The following is a 21917-nucleotide window of genomic DNA, read 5'->3' on the forward strand; positions in this document are numbered from 1 at the left end:
CTCCTTTGTAATTAGCCTTTATAATAGTTTCCTAAAGTGAGTAATATCATTGTCAATAAGAAATAACTTGCTATAGATAAAACCCAAATATTCTGAGCATGTTCAGACTTTTTCATTAACTCTCTTTGTTCGCTTAATTCAGTTTTTGGATAAAAAAGTTTTGAACTATTGACAAAAATCGGTATCAAAACAAGTAATCCAATATAATATCTGCCTTGTACACCTTCTACAGTTCCTAGTCCAACAGGTGTCCACGTCAAATATTGACTTAAATTAATTGCGAAAATAATCCCTAACATAACAATCGCAACACCTAAAGTATTCAAATAATACTTTGCCTTTATTTCTAATGGATAAAAGACAAACAACCCGCCCATATAAACTAAATACATAAACCAAATATGTGGCGATCCATAAGAAAACCAGCCAAAAGTAAACAGCTCGTGATACTTACTGATTGAATCTACTATTCCAGAAAACATCAACCTAATTGCGGTTGGCACATTGTGTACCATAAATTTCAATTGTTCAGTTGGATCTTTTTCTGAAACTCTATTTGCTGGTGTAAATGTTGTATAATAATAATACCAAAGCAACGCAATCAGTGCAGCTAAAATCACAGCACCCCAAGCGAATAGATAGGTTTTTCTATTTTTATATTGACTTGGTTTAATAAAAATCAATATACCTGCCAGCATGACATAAGGTAATTTGCAAGTAGCTAAAATACCGCATAATAGTAAAAATACCCCAACTTCCTTCGCTTCTATTTTTGCTTCGTCTGTAATAAAATTAATGAATAAAGACAAGGCTAAGAACACTAATCCATATGAAACTCCATCTTGATTATAGGATGCAGCCAGATAAACCGCCATTGGTAACGTTGTAACAACTGCCATTGGAACCTTGAATTTTTTCACATTTTTTATAGCAAAATAAGACAAAATTGCATAAACGATCAAATTGATCAATCTTCCTAAATAAAAACTCCAATACAGATTAAGATTCAGCAACTTACCTAATGACCAACCAATAGCTTGTGGTACATAACTAATAAATGAATAGGTTGCAGTAAGTGAAATAATTGTTTCTTCATTTTGTTTCTTTGTATGATGCTGTTTTTTTAAATCATTGTGATAATTTTGATGGACACGATCTAAGACAACACTAAAGTCTTTAGAAATTTTCAATTTATCGGCCTTATCGCTCATTCCAAAATTACCCTCCGAAAGATATACGGCTCTTGAAAAATGTGCGTGTTCATCTGGTGTATCTAAAACTGGTGTGATAAAGGTAAACAATGACCCCATCAGTATAATAATCCAAAATGTACTTTTAGCTAGATTCTTTCCTATCAATAAGATGCCCAGCCCACTAAATAAACCCGTCAGTAACAAGATTTTTTTAGGAATACCGGAAAATTGAAAAAAGTACAGTGTAAAAACTGTAAAAATTACAAGCAGTGCTACTAAATATTTCCATCTTTGTTTAAACGCTACCTTGAACCACCCTTTAAATTTCTCACCTAACACCAAAACTCTTTTCCTCCTATTTTTTTATACCGTTCAACATTTCTTCCAACGCTTTTTCCCATGTTGGAATTTCAAATCCTAGCTCTTTAGTCTTAGTAAGATCCATCACAGAATATTTAGGTCGAGTTGCTTTTTGCGGAAACTTGCTTGAATCTACTGGTAAAATTTCTACATTTGTATTTTTCAAAATTTCTTTAGCAAATTCGTACCAGCTACAACTATTGTCATTCGATAGATGATAAACGCCATAAGGAGCATCTTCTTTTACAACAAATACCATAAATTCAGCTAAGGTTCTTGTCCAAGTCGGACGGCCAAATTGATCATTAACGACAGTCAATTGATCGCGTGTTTCAGCCAGTTTTTGCATTGTAAAGACAAAGTTATGCCCATATTGACCAAACACCCAAGAAGTACGGATGATGTAATATTTTTCCATGACCTCCTGAACAATTTGTTCACCCAATAATTTTGTGCGTCCATATTCGTTTTGAGGATTGGTTTGATCATCGGTTTTATACGTATCATCTTTTTTAGTCCCATCAAATACGTAATCTGTACTGATATAAACCAAAGTTGCATCGACGGCTTTTGCTGCAACTGCAACATTACGTGTGCCATCCACATTGATTTTCTCATCTAATTCTTTGCCTTCGTCTTCTGCTTTATCTACGGCTGTATAAGCTGCACAATGATAAATCAATTCAGGCTTTAAATTTGCGATATACGCCATTGTCTTCTCTGCATCTGTAATATCTAATTCCTTTGAATCTGTGGAAACGTACTCCACTCCTTGTTCGTCTAACAAATGACGTAACTCTGTACCAAGTTGCCCATTACCACCAGTTAAAAGTATCATTCTTGTTTCCTCCTCGTAAATTTAAAAGCACATAGCAGGCTTGTCTTTTCTCAACTTAAAATCAAGAAAAATTGACCGTGACGCTCTTTCTCACTTTCAATTCTTATGTTTTTTAAGAGAGATCAGCTCGTGAAGCTAGATAATAGAAACAGACACCAATTTAGTAATGAAAAATAAGTTACGTTTTCTTATGCCTAGCTTTCGTTTCGTATTTAGAGCGTGGAGCAAAACCATTTTTAGTTTTGTTCCACGCTCAACAACTCATTATTTTAATCTTATTCGGTTAAAATTTGATGTAAAGTATTATTGAATATATAATACCTATTTATTGACCGTTTTTAGCATAATTGGCTTCCACAGCTGCTTTATCTGCTTCCCACCAATCTGAATTTTCTGTATACCATTTAACTGTATCTGCTAAACCATCACGGAAATTAGTGAATTCAGGCGTCCAGCCTAATTCTTCACGTAGTTTTGAAGAATCGATTGCATAACGCAGATCATGACCAGGACGATCATTTACATGTTCGTATGCATCTTTTGGTTGACCCATTAATTCTAAAATCAATTCCATTACAGCTTTATTATCTTCTTCCCCGTCAGCCCCGATTAAGTATGTTTCACCGAGTTTTCCTTTAGTTAGGATCGTCCAAACAGCTGAAGAGTGATCATTTGTATGAATCCAATCGCGAACATTTTTACCAGCACCATATAATTTAGGTGTGATTCCGCTCAATAAGTTAGTAATTTGGCGCGGAATAAATTTTTCAATATGTTGGTAAGGTCCATAATTATTTGAACAATTAGAAATTGTTGCTTTTAAGCCAAACGAACGTCCCCAAGCTTTTACTAGCAAGTCTGAACCTGCTTTTGTTGAAGAGTAAGGACTAGAAGGGTTATAAGGTGTTTCAGCAGTGAATTTTTCACCTTCACCTTCACCGTGTCCTGGTAAATCCTCTCGTAATGGTAAATCACCATAAACTTCATCCGTCGAAACATGGTGGTAACGCACGTTATGTTTGCGGCAAGCTTCAACTAAAGTGTACGTGCCGATAATATTTGTTTGTACAAACGGAAATGGATCATTCAACGAATTATCGTTATGAGATTCTGCCGCATAATGAACCACGGCATCCGTCTTTTGAACTAATCGATCGACTAATTCAGCATCTGCGATATCGCCGACAACTAATTCAACACGATCCGTTGGTAGTCCTTCAAGATTTTTTTTATTCCCTGCGTACGTTAATTTATCTAATACGGTGACATGGACTTCTGGATGATTGTTCACTACATAATGAACAAAGTTTGATCCGATAAAGCCAGCTCCACCAGTAACAATGATGTTTTTCATCTTCAAGATCGCTCCTAAATTTTTTTAGATTTTACCATAAACAAAAGAATTCTCAGATTCAAATTCTTTTAATGTTGGGTGATTTTTATCTTTTTCAGATGTAATGGCTTTTTGAATATCAATTGGCCAATCAATCGCTAAATCTGGATCATCAAAAGCAATCCCGCCATCTGCAGGCGCATTATAATAATTATCACACTTATACATAAAGTTAACATTTGGTGTCAACGTTACAAAGCCATGCGCATAACCTTTAGGTACCAACAATTGACGATGGTTATGTTCTGACAAAATATAACCTTCCCATTGACCATAGGTTGGACTGCCTTTACGGATATCAACAATCACATCTAAAACCGCACCCGTCACAACACGGATCAGCTTTGTTTGAGCTGCTTCGCCTTTTTGAAAATGCAAGCCACGCAATACGCCCGCTTCACTTGAAAGAGAATGATTATCTTGTACAAAATCAAAATCCAATCCTTGTTCAGCAAATTTTTCTTTAGAATAGCTTTCTGTAAAAAAGCCGCGGTGATCGCCAAATACGTCCATTTCAATGATTTTTACGTCTTGTAACTTTGTGTCAATAACTTTCATTTTATTCGCCCCTAGTCCGTTTCTGCCAATCTTAATAAATACTGTCCATACCCATTTTTCTTCAATGGTTGCGCAAGTTCAATCAATTGCTCTTTCGTGATATAACTCATTCGATACGCAATTTCTTCTAAACAAGCTACTTTTAAGTTTTGACGTTTCTCGATTGTTTCAATAAAAGTCGATGCTTCCAAAAGTGATTCATGAGTTCCTGTGTCTAACCACGCAAACCCACGTCCCATCACTTCAACAGATAATTTATTTTTTTCTAAATAAACTTTGTTTACATCTGTGATTTCTAATTCACCACGATCAGAAGGTTTGATATTTTTAGCGATTTCGATTACATCGTTGTCATAAAAATATAAACCAGTAACCGCATAATTTGATTTTGGTTTCTCAGGTTTTTCTTCAATTGAAAGAGCCGTCATCTCGTTATCAAATTCAACTACACCAAAACGCTCTGGATCATTCACATGATATCCGAAAACAGTGGCTCCGTTTTCTTTTGATGCTGCACGCTGCAACATATTTGATAGACCGCCGCCATAATAAATATTATCACCTAAAACTAAACACACACTATCATCGCCAATAAATTCTTCCCCAATAATAAATGCTTGTGCTAAACCATCAGGACTTTCTTGAACCGCATATTCAATATGAATACCTAGATCTTTACCGTCACCGAATAAGCTTTCAAAGCGAGGTGTATCATCAGGTGTCGAAATGATCAGAATCTCCTTGATACCTGCTAACATCAATGTTGACATTGGATAATAGATCATTGGTTTGTCATAGATAGGCATTAATTGTTTTGATGTGGCTTTTGTTAATGGATAAAGTCTGGTTCCACTTCCTCCAGCTAAGATGATCCCTTTCATGAAAAAAACTCCTTATACTAATTTATTTTATTGTTATTTACTAACTTCACTATCTGTTATTATTGCATTATTAGCTATGATTGTCATTCATTTTAAGAATATTTTACAAAACTGTAAAGTAGCTGTTTTCTATGAATTAAAAAATATTCTTTTGAAAAGTACGTAACTAATTGCACAGCGCCATTTCAATTGTTGAAAAAAACTGGCTTTTGTATTGATTTCACTTGCATTGTTGCTATGTCTACGATACAAGGTAAGCTTTTGAGGTATCAATGCGCTCTTGTTTCTATATGCCGCAATCAAACCAATCCACATATCATGCATAGGAACTTTGGCAGGAATTGGTAAGATTCTTGTCTTTAACCTGCTGCGAAAAGCCATGCCTGCACCAATATATTTATTTTTTACGATGTTGTGAAGAAAGCCTAATCTCACTTTTCGATACTCAAAATACGAAGGCTCGATCACTTCCAAATGTTCATTTACGATCACTAAGTCGCTGATCACTAAATCTATTTTAGGATGAGCAGCAAAAAAATCTAATGTCGTTTGAACTTTTTCAGGCAGCCAGACATCATCTTGATCTGCTAAGAAAATAAATTCACCCTGACTTTGGTTGATAGCAAATTCAAAATTAGCAATCACACCTTTTCCAGGTCCTTTAAAGAATTTTATCCGCTGATCTTGTGCTGTATATCGCTTGATGATAGCCAATGTTGCATCTTTAGATCCATCATCTGATATAATCAGCTCATCACGAGAGTCCAATTGAGGCAAAATACTATCAAGTTGTTCTTCTAAATATTTTTCTCCATTATATGTCGCAATACAAACTGAGATCATTTATTTTCCTTTCAATAGTGATCGATACTCTAAGAACGTCCGCCGCCAAATTTTACGATTCTTGACCCGTAAAAATTGTTTGACCGTTCTTAAAAGCAAGTGTCTTCTGTGATGGTAAAATTTATCTTGTTCATACTTCTTATAGTATAGCGTTTCTCCACTAATGATCGATTCATATCGTTTACTGTTGATCATTCGATAATCTAGCACAGATAGGTCGTGTGCCAAATGATGATCTAAAACACTAATTTTTTTATCTAATTGATGAATCTTCCAAAAAAGCCAATGATCTAAAAAATCCAAAGGAAAATCTAAGTTGAATGAACCAATACTGCTCAATGTAGTAAAAGGGATGACGGTTCCAGAATTAATGCTCATAAGTCTTTCTGAATAAACACCAGCTTTTGGCAACTCAGATTGACGACCAACATATTCATCAGAAAACACTGGAGATATTTGTCTACCATGAGAACTGACAATTGGAACATACGCTCCGACTTCTGAGTCTAACGGCAAACCTAAAAGTGTTTCAAGATAATTCCCATCAAGCAAAGTATCTTGATCCAATAACAACATTACGTCACCTTGAACTTCTCTAAGAAACTGTCCTCCTGCGTTATAAGCTTTAGCCAATCCTGGATTTGCTTCATCATGGATATAACGAACATTTTCCATATAAAACAACTCATCATCTTGCGCATTTGGACTATTATCGTAAATAAATAGATAAACTGATTTTTTTTCTAAGATCACTCTTTTTACATAAGCATAATTGGGTGTTTTTGAGAATTCCGTTTGATATAAAACAAGCGTAATAACCAACTTATTCTCCACTAGAAAAACCTCCAGCCCCATTTATTGAAAAATTTAATCATTGATTGTAAAAATATTTTAAATAATTTCTTATTTTTGTGTGCCCCTTTTTCATACAAGTGAATCACGGTTTCAAAAGGGGTATACAAAATTTTATAACCTGCTTTTCCAAAACTCAAACAAAGATCATTGTCTTCGAAATACATAAAGAATCGCTCATCAAAACCACCGACTTGTTTAAACTTATCGATATCAATCACCATAAAACAGCCGGAGCCCATCTTAATATAGGTTGTTTGATCGTCTGGTAAATCGCGGCATTCATAATAACTCAAGCGCTTATCAAATAATTTTTTAATCGATTGAAACGGGACAAATCGCAGCATATAATCGAATACATCTAATTTTTGACGTACTAAATATTGCGTTGTTCCATCTGAGTTCAATACCTTAGGACAAACAGCTGCCGACTGCTCATCTTCTTTTATACGTCGAATCATTTCATCCAAGGCATCTTTTGTGATCAAAACATCTGGATTAAAAATGACAGCATAACGCGTTACGACATTATTCAGCACTTGATTGTGTCCATAGCCAAATCCCTTATTTTCTTTGGATTTGTGCAAGAAAATAAATGAACCATAACGTTCAAGTTGATCTATATAACTTTTCTCGGAAGCATTGTCAAATATATGTATGTCATATTTTGATTCTAGACCTAATTCAATTTTTAAATTATCAAGCACATCAAAAATATGACGGCTATTGTGAGTAACAATGGAAATCGTTATTCTATCATTCATATTTTTGCACCTCGTTTAAAATCAGATAAATCAAGCTAGTCATTATCTACTCCAGCCCATCTTCACAAAAAGTGAAGCAGTAACTGTTTCTAGTTCTTTGTCGCTAAGTTCGATTCGCTAGAGTAAGAAGTTTTTCCTTATGTACAAAGCTTCATACGCCACAGATCCACTCATTATTTAGCTGAATTCTAGGAGAGCGGAGCAAAACTTACAGAGTTTTGTCCCGCTCTCCTATTTTACTTAATCAATAAATTATAACACAGCTTAAAATTCCAGCAAAGATTCCCATTATTTTTTTACTTTTTCTTAGAATGTTTGCCTAATCTTTTTTCTAATTGCTGATGACGAAACTCACGGTTTCCAAACATACGTAAAATATACATCAATGGTTGATGATTTTCACCAACTAAACCAATCATTTCAATAAACAATTCTAACCCAATTGCGCTAAAAACAATCAACAGAATCGATGCAACATTACTTGCATAACTAAACAGCAACGCAACAAATGAAAAGACCAAAGCTAAACCATAAATCGTCATCACTGCACCTTTATGAGTAAACCCAAGTGACAGCAAACGATGATGTAAATGCATCTTGTCAGCAGAAGATATCGGACGTTTATTCATCAAACGGCGAATAATGGCATAAACCGTGTCCGTGATTGGTACACCTAAAATAATCATCGGTGTGATCACTGTAATAAATGTGGCATTCTTCAACCCTTGTAATGACATGACCGCAATCATAAACCCTAAAAATAACGCTCCAGTATCTCCCAAAAAAATCTTGGCGGGATAAAAATTATATGGGAAAAAACCCGCAATACTAACAACTAAAACAAAAATCACAATTGGAATATAAACCGTTTTCGCATGAAGGAAAAAATAACCGATTACCCCAATCGTTGCCAAACTGATGATCGAAACCCCAGAAGCAAGTCCATCCAAACCATCAATCAAATTAACCGCATTTGTAATAGCAAATATCCAAAACAAGGTCAATGGTAAACTAAACCAGCGTAAATCTATGTGACCTAATAAAGGTAAAGTTACAGCATCGATCCGAATGTCTGCCACAAAATAGATGACTAGTGCACCAAGTAAAATTCCTAATGTTTTTTTCTTTGGTGATAATTCATAGATGTCATCGATCAAACCTGTCGCAACGACGATCCCGGCTCCTAAAATAATTGGCCAGATATAATCGATCGGTATAATTGACTGAAACATAACTAAGCAAGAAAATGAAAAGACAAAATAGATACCTAATCCTCCAGCCGTAGGCATATTCTTAGTATTTACTCTTCTTTCGCCTGGAGCGTCATAGGCTCCTATTCTAAACGCCAACAACTTGACGATCGGCGTCACAATCAAGGATAAAATAAACGTCAGAAATAGACGGATAACAATTTCATAAATAAACATCGACATGATGAACCTACTTTCTTAATGTACATCGTATATTATACCGAATCATTCCACATTTACAAGTTGGAACAAGTGTTTCCACTGGGCGGAAAAGCCAAAACTTCTACTTGTTTATTTGAATCAAAAGCATTCGGTCTATTTCTTTAATTTTTCTTTTATTTTATCCATCAGACGGTTGATCAACCCATAGCGGTGCTGAATTTTTTCATTTGATATATATTCTTTGACAACTGCATTGATGATACCGCCTAAAATAATGATCGTTGCGGCTAAATTTAGCCATAACATCAATATAATAAAACTTCCTATGATTTGATAACTAGCAATTTTTGAGCTGAAATATTTGATATACAAACCAAAAGCCTGTGACAATAACATCCAGCCCACAGTCGCAAACACCGCTCCTGGTATAATTGAACGAAAAGTTAATTTCGCATTAGGTACAACACGATAAATCAAGCACATGATAACCAGCAGAACTAATGAGGTAATCGGCCATTTCAAGGCTTGAAAGGTGTCAATAAAATCAGTTGAGAAATGGAATATTGGTTGCAGCCAATCTAAGATTGTTTTGCCTAAACCTAATACACCAACAACCCCCACGATCGCGATCATAAATAAGAGAATCACCAGCAAAGACATAATACGGACAATAATAAAGTTTTTACGAGGCTCAACACCAAATGCTTTATTCATAGCTGTCTGCAATGCATTGATACTTTGGCTAGCACTCCATAAAGCTGCCAATGCAGAGATTGATAGCAAACCACCTGATCGTTGAGTTAGTAAAGATTGAATTGCTGGTTTTAAATCATCAAAAATAGCCTTAGGTATTGCTTCAGCTATGTAGGGCAGTACTTCGTTTGGGTCGATATGTAAGTAAGGCAGGAGATTCCCCACCGCAATCAATAGAGGAAACAGGGACAAAAGTAAATAGTAAGCTACCACGACCGACGTATTTCCAATCTCTGAATCAATCATGCGATTTTGCGTTGTTTCAATGAAACGCATTAATTTTTCATTGCTCTTTACTTTGTCCACCAGTTTCATAAAATTCTCCTCTAATTGATTAATATGTCATTTCTTCTCCTTGAGAAGTTAAAATTTTGGGTCCATCTTTGGTAATAGCCAATGTATGTTCAAATTGGCAGCTGATGCCGCCATCTAAAGTATACGCTGTCCAGCCATTTGGATCCATTTTCATCCGCCAAGTTCCTGTGTTGACCATAGGTTCGATCGTAATGACCATCCCTTCTTTTAAGCGCAACCCTTTTCCTGGTTCACCATAATGAGGAATAACTGGGCTTTCATGAATAGTCGGGCCAATGCCATGACCTACAAAATCTCTTACAACAGATAAGTTTTCACTTTCAACATACGTTTGAATTGCGTGTCCGATGTCACCAATACGATTACCGACTTGGGCTTGCTCAATCCCAAGATACAATGCTTTTCTCGTTACTTCCATTAAATGATCCAATTCAGGCGTTGATTTACCTACTACATAAGCCCAGCAAGAATCTGATACAGCGCCTTTTAAATCAATACACATATCTACTTTGATCAAATCACCGTCTTTTAAAGGTTTTTTCCGAGGAAAACCATGGCAAATCTCATCATTGATACTGCAACATGTCGCATATTTATAGTCTTCAAACCCAATTTGTGCGGCAATTCCGCCGTGGCTTTCAATAAAGTCTCTTACGAATACTTCAATATCCCAACTCGTAACACCTGGTTTGATAAACGTACGTAAATGACGATGAACATCTGCCAATAATTCTCCAGATTCATCCATCATTTCAATTTCTCTTGGTGATTTTAGTGTAATCATTCAATATCGTCCTCCTAAAATTTAAAAGCTGAAAGAGCTTGGTCAGCTTTTACTGGAAAAGATAAAAGCGCAGCGGACTCGTTCAGTCTCTTAGAAAAATACGAGACTAGCCCGTGGAGCTAGATAATCTTTATATAAGAGTATTTTATCATAATTTATGAAAATTTCACTGAAAAGTAGTTGTAAAAAATAGATTTCATTCTTTTTTTTGGTCTCTTACCTCCCATAAACGGTGTCATAGAAGCAACTTCTTAGTTTCTATCCTCAATTTTGTAATTTACACAACCTTCGTTCTTCTGATATAATCAAGGTTGTATTATTTGAAGGAGGAAATCTAATGACCTTAGCTAAAATCGTTTATGCAAGTATGACTGGAAATACAGAAGAAATCGCAGATATTGTTGCTGAAGCTTTTGAAAATTTAGATATTGAAGTTGAAATCAATGAATGTACACAAGTTGATCCTGAAGATTTTGAGGATGCGGACATCTGTGTCATTGCGACATACACATATGGTGATGGTGAATTACCTGATGAAATAGTAGATTTCTATGAAGAGTTACAAGAAATCAACCTATCAGGAAAAACTTATGGTGTCTGCGGATCTGGCGACACTTTTTACGACGAGTTTTGTAAATCAGTGGATGACTTTGATGCTGTTTTCGCAAAAATTGGGGCAACAAAAGGAGCAGATAGCGTAAAAGTCGATTTAGCCGCTGAAGAAGAAGATATTCAAAATCTTGAAGCCTTTGCTAAAAAATTAGCAGAAGCTGTAAAATAATTAGTAGCAATCAACGAATTTAGACAAAAGGAGGCTGGAAGAAAACTCAATGAGTTTTCTTCCAGCCTCCACTTTTAGTTGTTTTTAATTATCAATATCGATCGGTTCATCCCGCTCTAATATCTGGTCGATCGCTTCTCTCATTAAATGTTCAATTTGTTGATCACTTGGACGAATGATGCCAGAAGTCATCAATGCTGCAATTCCTGTTGCAACAATCCACGTTCCCATATGAAGAGAATTGATCTCTGTATCATTTAATTTCTCATAATCAGGGTCTTTCTTGACCGCATTGGAAAAGTAGCTGTACGAAAATTCCTGCATTCTTTTTCCACCGCCGTATTCTTCTAAATATAACGCACGGTATAATTTACTTTCGTTTTTGGCGAAGTGAATGTAATTCAAAGCTAGATCCACAATAGTGTTACCCGTATGTCTGACAGGAAATACTTCTTTTGCCAAATATTGATGGATCTTTTCAAATAACTCTTCTTTTAAATCATCCATATTTTTGAATTCTAAGTAAATAGGTTGTGTTGAGCATTTCATTTTGGTTGCAATGTTTCGCGCGGTGAATTTCGAAAAGCCTTCAGTGGCCACTACTTCGTATGCAGCATTTAAAATCTGATCTTTAGTAATTGTTTTTTTTCTTGCCATAATCTTTCAATCCCCTCTACCTATCCTTTACAACGCTTCCATATAAATACTACAGTTATTGTAACACGATTTGTTTATTCTGCAAAATACTAGTCCCTCGATTTATATTATTTTATTTATTTGATTACACGGGACTTTCAAGAGCTTTTTTTCAGAATTAAATAAGCTGCTGAGCTGGCTCGTTTGTTTGAGTTCACGCACTGTACGTGTTATGATATTAACGGTTATATGAAAGAAAAACTAGGAGGTCATTCTATGACATTACCAAATTTTAATGAGACATTAAAAAAATACGCTCGATTAATTGTTGAAACAGGTGTCAATGTTCAAAAAGGTCAAAGCATTGTTTTACAAATCAGTGTCGATCAAGCTCCTCTAGCACGATTGATTACAGAAGAAGCGTATAAATTAGGGGCCGGCGAAGTAATTGTTCAATGGAATGACGATATCGTTCAACGTGAATTTTTATTACATGCAGACGAAACATACTTGGAAAACATTCCTCAACATAAAATAGATCAAACAGATGACTGGGTCAATAAAGGCGCCAGCCGAATAAGTGTTGTATCCTCCAACCCTGATGCTTTAGCTGGTGTAGATGCAGATCGTGTAGCAGCTTTCCAATCAGCTTCTGGCAAAGCTTTGTTTAACTTAAGAAAAGCGACTCAATCTAATAAAGTCAGCTGGACGGTTGTAGCTGCTGCTGGTAAAGAATGGGCAGCTAAAGTTTTCCCTGATTTAAAAGATAGTGAACAGCAAGTCGATGCGCTTTGGGATGAAATCTTTAAAACAACTCGTGTTTACGAAGCAGATCCAGTTGCCGCATGGGAAGCACATGACAACAAGTTAGCTACAAAAGCAGATGAATTAAATAAAGAACAATTTAAAGCATTACACTATACAGCACCTGGCACGGACTTAGTGATTGGCTTACCCAAAAATCATTTATGGGAAGGTGCTGGCAGCGAAAACGTTCGTGGCGAAAAATTCATGGCCAATATGCCGACAGAAGAAGTTTTTACAGCGCCTGATAGCCGTCATGTTGATGGTGTTGTTTCTAGTACCAAACCATTAAGTTATGCTGGAACAACTATTTCTGGTATGAAATTTACATTTAAAGACGGTAAAGTCATTGACTTTTCTGCTGAACAAGGTGAAGAAGTATTGGCGAAGTTACTTGAAACAGACGAAGGTGCACGTCATTTAGGTGAGGTCGCTTTAGTCCCAGATCCATCACCGATTTCTCAATCTGGGATCATTTTCTACAATACTTTATTTGATGAAAATGCTTCAAATCATTTAGCTTTCGGCTCCGCTTATGCATTTAATCTGCAAGGTGGAACTGAAATGAGTGAAGAAGAACTAAAAGAAGCGGGTCTAAACCGTAGTCATACTCATGTTGATTTCATGGTGGGATCAGACAAAATGGATATCGACGGTATTAGAGAAGATGGCACACGAGTTCCCATTTTCCGCAACGGTGATTGGGCTTAAAAAGAACAAAAGCGTGCTGATTGAATAAATCAGCGCGTTTTTTTAGAGAGAAGACATGCGATTATGAACTATCCTAAAAAACTAGTTGAAGCAGTCAAACAAAAAATGCTCGGACATAATTTAGAAGGGTTTCTTTCTGGAAAAGGCCCTAAAAATGCAGTCTTGATGCTGATTGGAGAAGCTCCGGGAGAAACAGAAATAAAAACAAAGATCCCTTTTAGCGGCAAATCAGGAAAAAAACTGGATAGTTGGTTATCTAATTCAGGGTTGAGCCGAGAAGATATCTATATTACGAGTGCTGTTCGAAGTCGACCTTTCAGTATAAAAGAACAGCTCAATAAAAGAACTGGAATTGTTGAAACAAAATATCCAAATCGAACGCCTACTAAGGCTGAGGTATTAGCTTATGCCCCGTTGTTAGATTATGAAATCCAAACGATCCAGCCAAAAATCTTTGTACCAATGGGCAATATTGGTTTGCAGCGGCTTTGGGGAAATGATTATACGATTTCAAAAAATCACGGACAGTTGCTCCATTTACCGATTTTGGTCTATTCAAAAGAGAAAAATCAACTCACTGAAACAAGTGAAAGCTATCCGGTGTTCCCAATCTATCATCCTGCAGCTGTTTTTTATAATCAAAAACTTGAATCTGTTATTGAGTCTGATTGGTTGCTTTTAGGCTCACTTTTGAAAAATCGTGATTTGAATTAGATGTTGGTAATTTATCGAATAAAAAGACAATTTCAACAAAATATTATTGGCACAAATAAAATAAAACACCTATCAAATCAACGATTGACAGGTGTTTTTTACGTTCCCGACTGGAATCGAACCAGCGACCTATCGCTTAGGAGGCGATCGCTCTATCCTACTGAGCTACGAGAACATTCCTTATTTATTTTAGAAGTCTTTTCATTCAGTGTCAATGAAAATAAAAAGAAAGCGATCCTGATATAAAAATCAGCATCACTTTCCTAATTTTTTATTTCGCCGATAGTAAAATTAAGCTAGACAACTAAATAAGTCATTTGTGCTACACTCAAAATAGTTCCGACCAAAGAATTATAAGGAGTGAAGACAAATGACCTATACTCATCTTACATCAAATGAACTCGTGATGATAGAAGCTTATTTCAATATGAGCCAACCTGTTACGATGGTTTCTAAGACTTTAAATCGTTCTAGACAGACAATCTACAATGTTTACAACTTCCTAAAACAAGGAAAATCTATCTGTGACTATTACCAACAATATAAAGAAAATAAAACGCGTTGTGGTCGACAACCCATTAGTTTGCCTACAGAACAGCATGATTACCTTCAAACTATGGTGGCTCAAGGGTGGACACCTGATGTGATTATTGGTCGAGCTGAGTTTCCTATTTCATGCTCTGTTAGAACACTTTATCGTCAGTTTAAAGCAAATCAATTTGATTGCTCAAAACTACCAATGAAAGGGAAACGAAAGCCCAACGGGCATAAAGAACGTCGCGGAAAGCAAGCATTTAAACGCAATATTTCAGAACGATCCACTGACTACCCTGATTTCCAACAGGAATTTGGGCATTTAGAAGGGGACACAATTGTTGGCGTTTATCATAAAAGTGCCATCATCACTCTAGTTGAACGCCTTTCAAAAGTGATTATTACATTAAAACCAAATGGTCGGAAAGCATTGGATATTGAAAAAGCGACAACTGATTGGCTACAAAAGATTCTCAGAAATTTGTTCAAATCCGTGACCTTTGATTGTGGAAAAGAATTTTCAAATTGGAAAAACATGAGTAATGTCAATGATATTTCTATCTATTTTGCAGACCCTGGAACCCCCTCACAACGCGGATTAAATGAGCATTCGAATGGGTTATTACGTAAAGATGGGCTGCCTAAAACAATGGATTTTAATCAAGTTGACCAAGCTTTTGTTGCGGCTGTCGCCTCTAAAAGAAATCACATACCAAGGAAATCTTTAAATTATCGAACACCATTAGAAGTATTTTTAAGTTACATAAATGAAAGACAATTGTCTAGCTTAATTTGACAAATCAAATTTTTTAATATCCTTTTTGCCTTTTAACATTTTAACTAAATAAAGGCCACCTACAACAACAGCTAATGTTTTACCGATTTTACCATTTCTTGCAACTTTTTCTTCTTTGGTTTTACTCATGTTCTCCACTACCTTTCATTATTAGACTTTTATTTGTTTCCTTACTACATAGTATAAGGAGTTTCAACTCGTTCCGCTAATCATTTGCTTGTAATCAAAAAATTCGTAAAGTCTTTTTATGGATGTTAAGCTTGAACTATACCTCTTATGGTAAATAAAGAAAATGGAGGAAATACAGATGACGGATAAAACGAAAGAAAAGATTTTCGCTGAGCGTCAGGACAATTATAAGCAGGAAAAAGAAGAAATTTTTAAAGAAGCTTTAGAAGAATATCATGACGCCCCCGCAGGAGAAAAAACAGAAGATGAGAAAAATAAGGCATAAATTTAAATAGGCTAAGTGAATGTTGAAATAATCAATTCACTTAGCCTGTTTTTTAAAAATAATCTGCTAAAATCGGCATACCTTTTACTAAACGTTGATCCAACGACTGGATCATTTTTTCTTTTCCTAAAATTTTTCCATGGAAATGTAAGTGAGTCCCTCTACGGTACCCCATAAAAAGTTGCGTCAATGTTTGAATCGAGCTTGCAATCACGTCCTCTTCTTTCAATGATTCAGGGATTTGGTCAAGTTTTCTTACAGAACTCTGACCATTTTCATCGATCAACAATTCCCAGATTCCGTTGTTCCATGAACCATAATCATCTTCAACTTTAAGATAATAAGCTTCAGCACTTCCTACAGCAAAAGGATACTTACACATAAAGCTTTCTAAATCAACAATTCTAGCCATCATAAAAGGGGTCACTTTCATTTCTACTAATGGCGACGGCATTAGATAGCTTAGATTTTCACCATCAAAACCTGTTTCTAAATGAAATTCTTGCGATGAACCATTATGTGAACCAATAAAACGAATGATTGATCGAAAGGCTTGATCCGTTAGATAGCCCCATTCTTTAATCACAAAACGCTCTGCACTAGATTGATAAATCAAGTAGCCCTGAGGATTGCCCAACTCGTCTTCATAGAGTGCAAATAAATTCTTATCATCCAGACCAAATGCATACTCAAACCACCAAGATTCCCGAATTACTGCTCCTTTTTGGTTGTTAGGTAACTCAGAATAGATTTGCTGACAAACACTTTTGGCTTCTTCATAGGTAACTCGTTTCATCTTGCCTGGCGTTGCCTTCACTTTTGGCCAATCTGCTGCTTTAACGGTATAACTAATTTGTTCAAATACCTGCTCAAAACCATATTTTCGATAAAAAGGATATGAAAATGGCGCTAAGTATGCTAATTCAACCTTATTTTCTGCTAGTTCTGCTAGTAGCTGCTTCATAATAGTTGAAATGCCCCCTTGTCCCCGATATTCAGGATAAGAAGAAACACAACCAATTCCAGCCATTTGGTAACTGATTCCATGAAATGCCACTTTGAATGGTGTAGAAATCACTTGACTTGTTAAAGCATCTTCTAAAAAATACCCATAATTCAAAGACTGTGCGACAATTTTCTTAAAACGCCTTTTCCGCTCTTCTGTTTTTTCAGCATTGAAAGCATATGCTGCTAAATCGAAAATATCATCTATATTTTTTTCACCCATAATACGTACTTCTTTTTCCATTTTGATCCACCCTAACTATAAGTAACTTCTTACTTTTCATTGTACTCCAATGTAAAACGATGTCCAGAAAAAAGCGAACTCTGTCAATACAAAAAAAGACTAGGACATGACCATTAATAGTCTATCCCAGTCTCATCAACTCGTTCACTTACACTATAACAATCTAAAACGATTTTCGCTTTATTCTTCTGGCTCTCCTAAATTTGGATCCATTTTATTCGCTGCAATAACAAACGGAGCCCAAATAACAAATGCGACAGCCAAATTGACAATCGTTAAGACAATCGCTCGCCAATCACCCGCTGTTGCTAAGAAACCACTAATAATCGTCGGCATTACCCAAATCACATTCACAACAACAGGATTCACCAAACCAGCCATTGTAGCGAAATAAGCGATTGTAGCTGTTACTAATGGCGCTACAATAAATGGAATCAGCATAATCGGATTCAAGACAACTGGCATACCAAACATCACTGGTTCATTGATATTGAATAATCCTGGTCCTATACCAAGTTTTCCGACAGTTTTGTAATCTGCACGTTTAGATAAGAGTAATATAGAAATAATCAAAACCAATGTAACACCCGCGCCACCAGGCCAAACAAACGCTTCAAAGGAACCAGCAACCCATTTGTAAGGGATTTCATTTCCTTGTTGATACGCATTCGTATTATCAACCATCGCTACACCATAAATCGATTGTAAAACCGGTGACATAATATTCGTTCCATGAAGTCCAAAGAACCACAAAACATGCACCAATAAGACAATCAAGAGGACAGCCCCGTAACCTTGGGATAAACCAAGCAATGGCGTTTGAATCGATTCAGAGATCCAATCAATCAATAATTTTCCTGTTAATTGTTCAAATACATGATAAATCAATCCTGATACATATAAAGCTGTCACACCTGGAATAATTGCAGCAAATGCTTTTGAAACTGCTGGTGGTACTGAATCAGGCATTTTGATGACAATATTTTTCTTCATCAATTTAGCAAATATAATAACAGAAATAAAACCAAAAATCATTGCTGTAAACAAGCCTGTTCCACCCATGTATTTACCAAATGGGAAATACCCCCAAGCACCCGCATCAACAGCAGAAACACCATCAACAATATTGACAGTCGCACCCGCATCAGTAAAAAGTTGGGCAATATTCTTTGGTAATTTTTCAGCTAAGGTAACTGTCGCAGTTGCACTTTGTGGTAAACCAATAAAAAATGCAGCTAATGATATCAGCATACCTGATAAGGCATCGACATCATAAGCTCTTGCAACGTTGTAGCCTAAAGATGCAGCAAAAACAACGGCCATGATGGCTAGAGTCCCGGTCCAAACCAAACCATTTATCGCAATCACTGGTGTGAAGAAACTAGTAATTGCATTCCCTTCTCCTAGATACGTGTTGGGAAAATCGCGCATAAACGCATTTAGTAAAACGGCAATCGCTCCAGCCATCGTAACCGGCATCATACCGATAAACGCATCTCTGAGTGCAACTAAATGTTTCTGTGCCCCAATTTTTGCAGCAATAGGCAAGATATACCTTTCCATCCACGCGGTTAATCCATTCATTTTTTGTCCTCCCAAAAATTTATTTATTTAAAAAGTGTTCACTTTTTAAAACTGATTCATACCTCCCTATAAAATATTGTATCAATATAACCTTACATTCTTATAATAAGCAAAAACCATGCCAAATTGAGCTAGACCAAAAGCGAGTAGTTATAAAGCGCTTTCTCTACACATTGAAATACACACTTGTTACACTGTGTATTTTGTGTGTAAAAGATGCACAAAAAAAAGAGTGCCTCTATGACACTCTCATCAATATGATTCTTCCATCATTTTTAACATTTTAGTAAACTGCCGTTTTTTAAAAAACATAAGTATAGTCCCAAGTACGGCATCGTTCATTTTTTGTAAAAACCCATAAGATTCCATTTTTTCATTATAACGAATCTCACAAGATTTTTCATCTAATGGTTTGATATCATATTGGACCAAGAAATCATTTTTTGTTGTAGATGTTCTAAAATGGTAAGACGTATTTTCAACAAGTTTTTCTACTTTGATACGAGCCCGGCTATTTTTTGAAAATTCCTTGACGTATTCAAAGTTGTTCAATTGTTTTCTTGTTAAACTTTTGCCCGTATGCTTCCGTATATCAAACAAAACAGAATCCATGACTTGGTCATAAAAAACAGATGCAGGAATATTCATTTTTTTTATAATTTCCATTATCTTTTCACCTCGTTACTATTTTTCTTATTTTGTTCTTCTTTCTTTCTGCCTTTGAAGAAAAAGTACCCTCCAACAACCACTAAGAAAATACCTGTCGTCATACTTAACAAATCATACTTCATTGATGCAGGATTAAGCGCATATAAAATTATTATTAAGCCAATACTGCATACGAATAAACCATTTCTTACCATTTTACATCCGTCCAATCTTTTTAAACTGCAGCTGCTTGAAAGAACAAGACACCGCCCCAAGGTTGTGCTTTGATTATTTCTTTTGCTTTTTTAGCTGCTTCTTCTTTGTCTCCTGTTACATCAAAGGCTAATTTGATTCCTTTTTTTTCTTTAAAAGTGTATGTAAAATCTCCACCATCATAGTTCTCTAATAACTTTTTTATTTCTTCTTGTTGCATTGCACTAGCAATTGTGATCATATTAAGCTCTCCTAACAATTAAGTAGCTGCTTTCACTTCCAGAGAAGCGAAAGCAACATACTATTTTATTTTTTATTCAAAATCTGTTGGTTCCATTCTATTGGCTGCAATAACAAACGGTGTCCAGATAAGGAATGTAACCACCATACACACAAGCGTTACGATTGGTGCTCTCCAGTCTGCTCCTGTTGCTAAGAATGATAGCAAGATTGGCGGTACAACCCACGTCACTTGTTGTGATACTGGCGCTACTAATCCGAAGTAAGTTGCTAACCAGCCGATTGTTGTTGCAACAACTGGTGCTACTAAGAATGGTACAAACATGATTGCATTTAATACAATTGGTAACCCAAACATGATTGGTTCGTTAATGTTGAAGATACCAGGTCCTAATGACAATTTACCAACTGTTAGGTAATCTGCACGTTTAGAGAATAACAAGATAGCGATGATCAAGACGATCGTACCACCTGAACCACCAAACCATGCAAATGCATCAAATGAACCACGAACCCACATATACGCTTTTCCATCATCAATGGCTTTCAAGACAGCTGGTGTACCAGTTAAGCCTTTATATCCTTTTTGGAAAATATCGATATTGATTAATTGTGCTTGCCCCCAGATACCTTCTAAAACTGGTGCCAATACGTTTGGACCATGAATTCCGAAGAACCAGAAAATTTGAACGAAGATCGTTACGATCAATACAGCGCCAAGACCTTGAGATAAGCCCAAGAACGGTTCTGCAATATATTTTTGAACTAGATCGATGATCAATTGTCCGTTCGTTAATTTACCTACTACATAGTTAATAATTGCAATAACATATAATGCGATCGTTGCAGGTAAAATCGCAGCGAAAGCTTTTGATACTGCTGGCGGAACTGAATCAGGCATTTTGATCGTGATATTCGCCAACATTAATTTACAGAAAATGATAACAGAAATTGCACCCATGATCATTACTGTGAAGTATGCGTTACCATTTAAGTGATCTAGTTTTAACCAACCCCAACCGCCTGCTGTTAAGCCTTCAGCTGTTGCTGACCAACCACTTGTTGCTGAATTTTCATTGATTGTATTCATTAATTCTTTTGGAACAGCTGTCTCTAATGTATTAGAATAAGCAAAAGCAATTCCTTGAATCAATGTTGCTAAACCAACGATACCACCTGCTAAGTCATTTACTTTGTATGCTCTCGCTAGATTGTAGCCCCAAGAAAAGGCAAAAATCAAACCGGCGATCGCCAAAGTACCATTCCAAACAAATCCGTTGATTCCAATAATAACATTAATAACTGCAAAGATCCCTTTGTCTGCAGCGAGATTTGCTGCATAGTCTGAGAAAAACTGCTGTGGCAAGTCACGAATCATCGCATTGATCATTACTGCGATCGAACCTGCCATTGTTGCCGGCATTGTCCCGATAAAGGCATCACGTAATGCAACCAAGTGTTTCTGTGCGCCAATTTTACCGGCTACAGGCAGAATATACTTCTCCATCCAGGCTGTTAATCCATCCATTTTTTAATTCCTCCTATAAATAATATTTATCTAAAGAGCGATTAAACTCCTTAAAACAAAGTAGTTGTCAAAGTCCCGT

The 21917-nt window shown here is 36.0% G+C and carries 24 protein-coding genes and 1 tRNA gene; 5 read left to right on the plus strand and 20 right to left on the minus strand.

The window, feature by feature from the left end; genetic code table 11:
* Positions 1–11: 11 nt before the first annotated feature.
* From IGL98_RS13170 to map, 11 genes are all read right to left on the minus strand, one after another.
* Entirely contained in the window at positions 12–1532 is a 1521-nt protein-coding gene (locus IGL98_RS13170) for a DUF2142 domain-containing protein (protein ID WP_339099643.1), read from the minus strand.
* Between the two features lie 16 nt (positions 1533–1548).
* Positions 1549–2391 (minus strand): dTDP-4-dehydrorhamnose reductase, encoded by an 843-nt coding sequence (rfbD, locus tag IGL98_RS13175; protein ID WP_206843493.1) that lies wholly within the window; start codon positions 2389–2391, stop codon positions 1549–1551.
* Positions 2392–2716: 325 nt separating this feature from the next.
* Complete coding sequence (rfbB, locus tag IGL98_RS13180) at positions 2717–3745, minus strand: dTDP-glucose 4,6-dehydratase (RefSeq protein ID WP_206911797.1); 1029 nt, start codon at positions 3743–3745, stop codon at positions 2717–2719.
* A 24-nt stretch (positions 3746–3769) separates the two neighbouring features.
* On the minus strand, positions 3770–4342 hold the full coding sequence (gene rfbC, locus IGL98_RS13185; protein ID WP_206843488.1) for a dTDP-4-dehydrorhamnose 3,5-epimerase: 573 nt from the start codon (positions 4340–4342) through the stop codon (positions 3770–3772).
* An 11-nt stretch (positions 4343–4353) separates the two neighbouring features.
* Complete coding sequence (rfbA, locus tag IGL98_RS13190; RefSeq protein ID WP_206911796.1) at positions 4354–5223, minus strand: glucose-1-phosphate thymidylyltransferase RfbA; 870 nt, start codon at positions 5221–5223, stop codon at positions 4354–4356.
* Between the two features lie 129 nt (positions 5224–5352).
* Positions 5353–6066: a glycosyltransferase family 2 protein gene (locus IGL98_RS13195; protein ID WP_206843485.1), complete on the minus strand. Its 714-nt coding sequence runs from the start codon at positions 6064–6066 to the stop codon at positions 5353–5355.
* On the minus strand, positions 6067–6900 hold the full coding sequence (locus IGL98_RS13200) for a glycosyltransferase (protein WP_206843483.1): 834 nt from the start codon (positions 6898–6900) through the stop codon (positions 6067–6069). It abuts the gene before it with no gap.
* Positions 6900–7682: a glycosyltransferase family 2 protein gene (locus IGL98_RS13205; RefSeq protein WP_206843481.1), complete on the minus strand. Its 783-nt coding sequence runs from the start codon at positions 7680–7682 to the stop codon at positions 6900–6902. The genes IGL98_RS13200 and IGL98_RS13205 overlap by 1 nt, the downstream gene beginning before the upstream one ends.
* Before the next feature lie 296 nt (positions 7683–7978).
* Positions 7979–9115, minus strand: coding sequence for a glycosyltransferase family 4 protein (locus tag IGL98_RS13210; RefSeq protein ID WP_206843479.1), 1137 nt, complete (start codon positions 9113–9115; stop codon positions 7979–7981).
* Between the two features lie 132 nt (positions 9116–9247).
* Positions 9248–10162, minus strand: coding sequence for a YihY/virulence factor BrkB family protein (locus tag IGL98_RS13215; protein WP_206843476.1), 915 nt, complete (start codon positions 10160–10162; stop codon positions 9248–9250).
* 19 nt (positions 10163–10181) lie between these two features.
* A complete protein-coding gene (gene map, locus IGL98_RS13220; protein ID WP_069646191.1) occupies positions 10182–10946 on the minus strand; it encodes a type I methionyl aminopeptidase in 765 nt (254 codons plus the stop codon).
* Between the two features lie 337 nt (positions 10947–11283).
* Here map and IGL98_RS13225 point away from each other — a divergent pair, with 337 nt between their 5' ends.
* Entirely contained in the window at positions 11284–11727 is a 444-nt protein-coding gene (locus IGL98_RS13225) for a flavodoxin (RefSeq protein ID WP_206843474.1), read from the plus strand.
* A gap of 84 nt (positions 11728–11811) precedes the next feature.
* Here the strand turns inward: IGL98_RS13225 and IGL98_RS13230 are convergent, their stop codons facing one another.
* Entirely contained in the window at positions 11812–12384 is a 573-nt protein-coding gene (locus IGL98_RS13230) for a TetR/AcrR family transcriptional regulator (protein ID WP_206843472.1), read from the minus strand.
* A gap of 255 nt (positions 12385–12639) precedes the next feature.
* Here IGL98_RS13230 and IGL98_RS13235 point away from each other — a divergent pair, with 255 nt between their 5' ends.
* Complete coding sequence (locus tag IGL98_RS13235) at positions 12640–13878, plus strand: aminopeptidase (RefSeq protein WP_206843469.1); 1239 nt, start codon at positions 12640–12642, stop codon at positions 13876–13878.
* Positions 13879–13941: 63 nt separating this feature from the next.
* Positions 13942–14592: a uracil-DNA glycosylase gene (locus IGL98_RS13240; protein WP_206843467.1), complete on the plus strand. Its 651-nt coding sequence runs from the start codon at positions 13942–13944 to the stop codon at positions 14590–14592.
* Between the two features lie 101 nt (positions 14593–14693).
* Here IGL98_RS13240 and IGL98_RS13245 read toward each other — a convergent pair.
* Positions 14694–14767 (minus strand) — tRNA-Arg (locus IGL98_RS13245).
* A 195-nt stretch (positions 14768–14962) separates the two neighbouring features.
* Here IGL98_RS13245 and IGL98_RS13250 point away from each other — a divergent pair.
* Complete coding sequence (locus IGL98_RS13250; protein ID WP_339099578.1) at positions 14963–15922, plus strand: IS30 family transposase; 960 nt, start codon at positions 14963–14965, stop codon at positions 15920–15922.
* Here IGL98_RS13250 and IGL98_RS13255 read toward each other — a convergent pair.
* The gene (locus IGL98_RS13255) at positions 15914–16051 is read right to left on the minus strand and encodes a hypothetical protein (RefSeq protein WP_206846362.1); all 138 of its coding nucleotides are present in this window, start codon (positions 16049–16051) and stop codon (positions 15914–15916) included. The two genes, IGL98_RS13250 and IGL98_RS13255, sit on opposite strands and share 9 nt — an antisense overlap.
* 178 nt (positions 16052–16229) lie before the next feature.
* On the opposite strand from IGL98_RS13255, the gene IGL98_RS13260 reads away from it, so the two are divergent.
* On the plus strand, positions 16230–16376 hold the full coding sequence (locus IGL98_RS13260) for a hypothetical protein (protein WP_206846361.1): 147 nt from the start codon (positions 16230–16232) through the stop codon (positions 16374–16376).
* A 52-nt stretch (positions 16377–16428) separates the two neighbouring features.
* Here the strand turns inward: IGL98_RS13260 and IGL98_RS13265 are convergent, their stop codons facing one another.
* From IGL98_RS13265 to IGL98_RS13290, 6 genes are all read right to left on the minus strand, one after another.
* A complete protein-coding gene (locus IGL98_RS13265) occupies positions 16429–17625 on the minus strand; it encodes a GNAT family N-acetyltransferase (protein ID WP_206913271.1) in 1197 nt (398 codons plus the stop codon).
* Between the two features lie 180 nt (positions 17626–17805).
* Positions 17806–19209, minus strand: coding sequence for a PTS sugar transporter subunit IIC (locus IGL98_RS13270; protein ID WP_206913263.1), 1404 nt, complete (start codon positions 19207–19209; stop codon positions 17806–17808).
* Between the two features lie 252 nt (positions 19210–19461).
* Positions 19462–19875 carry a DUF3284 domain-containing protein gene (locus tag IGL98_RS13275; RefSeq protein WP_069640497.1) on the minus strand — a complete coding sequence of 138 codons (414 nt, stop codon included), beginning with the start codon at positions 19873–19875 and terminating at the stop codon, positions 19462–19464.
* Positions 19875–20072 carry a DUF3188 domain-containing protein gene (locus IGL98_RS13280; protein WP_206846359.1) on the minus strand — a complete coding sequence of 66 codons (198 nt, stop codon included), beginning with the start codon at positions 20070–20072 and terminating at the stop codon, positions 19875–19877. The genes IGL98_RS13275 and IGL98_RS13280 overlap by 1 nt, the downstream gene beginning before the upstream one ends.
* Before the next feature lie 20 nt (positions 20073–20092).
* Positions 20093–20311 carry a hypothetical protein gene (locus tag IGL98_RS13285; protein ID WP_010762909.1) on the minus strand — a complete coding sequence of 73 codons (219 nt, stop codon included), beginning with the start codon at positions 20309–20311 and terminating at the stop codon, positions 20093–20095.
* Between the two features lie 72 nt (positions 20312–20383).
* Positions 20384–21838: a PTS sugar transporter subunit IIC gene (locus IGL98_RS13290; protein WP_069646203.1), complete on the minus strand. Its 1455-nt coding sequence runs from the start codon at positions 21836–21838 to the stop codon at positions 20384–20386.
* Positions 21839–21917: the final 79 nt, after the last annotated feature.

The sequence above is a fragment of the Enterococcus sp. DIV0840 genome (assembly GCF_050527835.1).
GTDB classification, from domain to species: domain Bacteria; phylum Bacillota; class Bacilli; order Lactobacillales; family Enterococcaceae; genus Enterococcus_L; species Enterococcus_L ureasiticus.

Bases quoted from the DNA above. Each gene is read 5' to 3' on its own strand.
- IGL98_RS13270 (WP_206913263.1), bottom strand. From the start codon at position 19,209: ATGAATGGATTAACCGCGTGGATGGAAAGGTATATCTTGCCTATTGCT.
- map (WP_069646191.1), bottom strand. From the start codon at position 10,946: ATGATTACACTAAAATCACCAAGAGAAATTGAAATGATGGATGAATCT.
- IGL98_RS13215 (WP_206843476.1), bottom strand. From the start codon at position 10,162: ATGAAACTGGTGGACAAAGTAAAGAGCAATGAAAAATTAATGCGTTTC.
- IGL98_RS13290 (WP_069646203.1), bottom strand. From the start codon at position 21,838: ATGGATGGATTAACAGCCTGGATGGAGAAGTATATTCTGCCTGTAGCC.
- rfbA (WP_206911796.1), bottom strand. From the start codon at position 5,223: ATGAAAGGGATCATCTTAGCTGGAGGAAGTGGAACCAGACTTTATCCA.
- IGL98_RS13195 (WP_206843485.1), bottom strand. From the start codon at position 6,066: ATGATCTCAGTTTGTATTGCGACATATAATGGAGAAAAATATTTAGAA.
- IGL98_RS13280 (WP_206846359.1), bottom strand. From the start codon at position 20,072: ATGGTAAGAAATGGTTTATTCGTATGCAGTATTGGCTTAATAATAATT.
- IGL98_RS13285 (WP_010762909.1), bottom strand. From the start codon at position 20,311: ATGATCACAATTGCTAGTGCAATGCAACAAGAAGAAATAAAAAAGTTA.
- IGL98_RS13225 (WP_206843474.1), top strand. From the start codon at position 11,284: ATGACCTTAGCTAAAATCGTTTATGCAAGTATGACTGGAAATACAGAA.
- IGL98_RS13210 (WP_206843479.1), bottom strand. From the start codon at position 9,115: ATGTCGATGTTTATTTATGAAATTGTTATCCGTCTATTTCTGACGTTT.
- rfbC (WP_206843488.1), bottom strand. From the start codon at position 4,342: ATGAAAGTTATTGACACAAAGTTACAAGACGTAAAAATCATTGAAATG.
- IGL98_RS13230 (WP_206843472.1), bottom strand. From the start codon at position 12,384: ATGGCAAGAAAAAAAACAATTACTAAAGATCAGATTTTAAATGCTGCA.
- IGL98_RS13240 (WP_206843467.1), top strand. From the start codon at position 13,942: ATGAACTATCCTAAAAAACTAGTTGAAGCAGTCAAACAAAAAATGCTC.
- rfbB (WP_206911797.1), bottom strand. From the start codon at position 3,745: ATGAAAAACATCATTGTTACTGGTGGAGCTGGCTTTATCGGATCAAAC.
- rfbD (WP_206843493.1), bottom strand. From the start codon at position 2,391: ATGATACTTTTAACTGGTGGTAATGGGCAACTTGGTACAGAGTTACGT.
- IGL98_RS13265 (WP_206913271.1), bottom strand. From the start codon at position 17,625: ATGGAAAAAGAAGTACGTATTATGGGTGAAAAAAATATAGATGATATT.
- IGL98_RS13260 (WP_206846361.1), top strand. From the start codon at position 16,230: ATGACGGATAAAACGAAAGAAAAGATTTTCGCTGAGCGTCAGGACAAT.
- IGL98_RS13275 (WP_069640497.1), bottom strand. From the start codon at position 19,875: ATGGAAATTATAAAAAAAATGAATATTCCTGCATCTGTTTTTTATGAC.
- IGL98_RS13255 (WP_206846362.1), bottom strand. From the start codon at position 16,051: ATGAGTAAAACCAAAGAAGAAAAAGTTGCAAGAAATGGTAAAATCGGT.
- IGL98_RS13205 (WP_206843481.1), bottom strand. From the start codon at position 7,682: ATGAATGATAGAATAACGATTTCCATTGTTACTCACAATAGCCGTCAT.
- IGL98_RS13250 (WP_339099578.1), top strand. From the start codon at position 14,963: ATGACCTATACTCATCTTACATCAAATGAACTCGTGATGATAGAAGCT.
- IGL98_RS13235 (WP_206843469.1), top strand. From the start codon at position 12,640: ATGACATTACCAAATTTTAATGAGACATTAAAAAAATACGCTCGATTA.